The 2889-nt window shown below is 30.6% G+C and carries 4 protein-coding genes and 1 tRNA gene; 3 read left to right on the plus strand and 2 right to left on the minus strand.

Features of this window, described 5'->3' with window-relative positions; all coding sequences use genetic code 11:
• Nucleotides 1-46 precede the first annotated feature (46 nt).
• Nucleotides 47-118: transfer RNA gene (locus tag P8M54_RS12875), tRNA-Glu, on the plus strand.
• 33 nt (nucleotides 119-151) lie between these two features.
• Nucleotides 152-403 (plus strand): 30S ribosomal protein S20, encoded by a 252-nt coding sequence (gene rpsT, locus P8M54_RS12880; protein ID WP_300288326.1) that lies wholly within the window; start codon nucleotides 152-154, stop codon nucleotides 401-403.
• Between the two features lie 85 nt (nucleotides 404-488).
• Here rpsT and P8M54_RS12885 read toward each other — a convergent pair whose 3' ends face one another.
• Nucleotides 489-893, minus strand: coding sequence for a response regulator (locus P8M54_RS12885; protein ID WP_300288327.1), 405 nt, complete (start codon nucleotides 891-893; stop codon nucleotides 489-491).
• Nucleotide 894: 1 nt separating this feature from the next.
• Nucleotides 895-2607, minus strand: coding sequence for a PAS domain-containing protein (locus tag P8M54_RS12890; protein ID WP_300288328.1), 1713 nt, complete (start codon nucleotides 2605-2607; stop codon nucleotides 895-897).
• A 157-nt stretch (nucleotides 2608-2764) separates the two neighbouring features.
• Between P8M54_RS12890 and P8M54_RS12895 the strand changes: the two genes are divergently transcribed.
• Nucleotides 2765-2889, plus strand: a 125-nt coding sequence (locus P8M54_RS12895; RefSeq protein WP_300288330.1) for a GTP-binding protein, incomplete at its 3' end; no start/stop codon positions are given.

Here is a 2889-nt window from a genome sequence, read left to right on the forward strand (position 1 = left end):
TACGGGCTACAAATAATCGTAATGATTATATAACTAGAGGGATAATGGTCCGTTCGTCTAGGGGTTAGGACGCCAAGATTTCGTCTTGGTAACAGGGGTTCGATTCCCTTACGGACTACTAAAAATTAGTAAAAGATAAAAATATAATAAAATGGCAAATCATAAGTCAGCTCTAAAGAGAATCAGAAGTAACGAAAAGAGAAGAGTATTAAACAGATACCAACACAAAACTACTCGTAATGCTATCAAAGCTTTAAGAATAGCTACTGATAAGGTAGATGCTACTGCAAAATTGTCAAATGTTATCTCAATGATTGACAAACTAGCTAAGAAAAATATCATTCATGATAATAAGGCTTCAAACCTAAAATCTAAATTAACTAAATTTGTTGCTACTCTATAGTCAACTTCTTTAGAATCATATAATAAAAAACCTCTTAGGAATAAGAGGTTTTTTTGGTTTTATACCTCTTTTTGAGGATATTCGGTTATTGTATCTTGGAGCTTAAATATTCAAGCATACTTACACTTATTGGTTTCGATAAAAAGTCTAAAACCATAGGGTAGGTTTGTGATTTTTCTATATCCTTGGGATCGATTGTTGAAGAAAGTACTACTACTTTTATATTGTGAAATTTTTTATATTGGTCTGTTTTAAAAGAATCAAGAAAGTCCCAGCCACTCATAACGGGCATATTAAGATCTAAAAAAATTAACTCGGGTAATTCTAAAATACTTTGGTCTTGTTTCAGTAAATTATCAAAATAATGTAAAGCTTTTTCTCCATTTTTCGCGGTAATGATTTCTTTTGAAAAATTTGTTTTATTAATTACTTTTGAATAAAGTAACAGTGTGATCGGATCGTCATCAACACACAGAATTCGATTTAACATTTTATTTTTTTTTGAAAATTAATGTAAAAGTGGTACCTATATTTACTGCACTTTCAATTTTTATACTCCCCTTCATAGCTTCTATTTGTGACTTAACGAGGTATAACCCAAGTCCTTTGCTGTCCGGATAGTCATGGAAACGTTGGTATAGTCCAAATATTTTTTCCTTATTTCTCTCTAAATCGATACCAATTCCATTATCTATTATTTTTATAATTGTATCATCTTCTCTTGTAACTGCTTCAATTTTTATTAATAGTGCTCTGTCTTTAGCTTTGTATTTAATTGAATTGGTTAAAAGATTCAGTATTATACTTTCTAGATAAGTTTTGTTTGTGATAATTTCTGTACAATTTTCAAAGTTAACTTGAAGTGTAGGTTTATGTTTGTCAAGTTGAAAGCTAAGTTCTTTACAAATATGTTCAAATGACTCGGCTAGGTTAACCAGCTCTTCAGCTACTGGTATGTTATCCTTAATTAGCATAACCTTTGTTAAATCATTAATGGTTTCGCTTAATAAATTAGTTGAGGTTTTAAATCCTCCTATAATCTCCTCTAATTCTGTATCCTCAATCTTCATGTGGTCAGTAAGCATAAGTAGTCCAATGAGATTGGAAATTGGAGCTCTTAAATTATGTGATGTAACATATGAGAATTGTTTTAAATCTTTATTGTTTTGAGTTAATTCGCTTATTAGTTGTTCTTTTTCTTTTTGTTGCAATTTTTCTTGGGTAATATCTTTTTGGACTGAAACCCAATGTGTAAATTCGTTTTTATTGTTGTATACTGGAATCATAGAAAAATAAAGCCAAAATTGCTCACCATTTTTTCTAATTGATAATGTTTCTATTTGTGTTTCTGTTCTAGTTTGTAAAGCTTCTATTATTTTACGTGCTGCTGCTAAGTTTGCTAATTGACCTTGAAATAAATTAGGTTTTCTACCTAGAACTTCTTGATTCATAAACCCGGTCATTCTGGTGAATGCTGGATTTACATAAACAATTTCAGAAAACTTTTTATTTTCGGAGACTGCTTTTGTGATTACTATAGATTCTTTTGTTTGAACTATTACTGTTTCTAGTAACTTTAAACGTAATTCTTCTTCTTTTTGTTTGGTTATATCTTGTATGGCACCAATCATTCTAACTGCTGTCCCATTTTTATCCTTCAATAAAAAGCCTCTATCTAGGACGTATTTATATGTGTTATCGGCACATTTGAAACGATACTCGTCTTGCCATTTTTCTGTTTTTTGCTCTAAAAATGAGTAGAGCTTGACAGACATCTTTATACTATCTTCTGGGTGTATGTTTTCAAACCACCACTTTGATCTAGCGCCGATTTGTATATTATCATAACCATAGACAGCACTAATTCCTTTGCTCCAGACCATTTCGTCTTCTTGAATTTTCCAATCCCAAATTGTGTCACTGGTCGCTTTTGCTACAATATCGTATTTATCATTTGATTCCTTAATTTCTTTGTTAGTTTGGTTTAGTTTGTCAAAAAACAAGGCGTTTCTTCTATTGTTTTTCGCAAATATGTATTTAAAAAGTAGCGCAGAAGATAAAACAAAAAGTAAGTCTTTATAAAAGTTCAGTACGGGGTAGTGCTTTGTTAATGAATACTGTATTTCAATCTTGTGAAAAACTAACATTGTAAACAGTGCTGTTAGAAGGTAGATTAAAATAATTGGAGTGGTTTTGTTTTTCATTACCCAAATATAATTAAATATTGTTAATATCAAATGGTAGTTTTCAACTTATTTTGGCCTTGAATATATGTCTAAAAGGTTAATAATAGGTAAAGTATTTGTGAAACGTTTTTTATATGAAAATAAAGTGTACCTTTGCACCCATTAAAAATCACAGATGGAAGCTATTAGAAACATTGCAATTATTGCCCACGTCGATCACGGTAAAACAACTTTGGTTGATAAAATTATGTATCACTGTCAGTTATTTCGTGACAACGAAAACACAGGTGACCTAATCCT

The sequence above is a fragment of the Flavobacterium sp. genome (assembly GCF_029242675.1).
In the GTDB taxonomy this organism is placed as follows: Bacteria; Bacteroidota; Bacteroidia; order Flavobacteriales; family Flavobacteriaceae; genus Flavobacterium.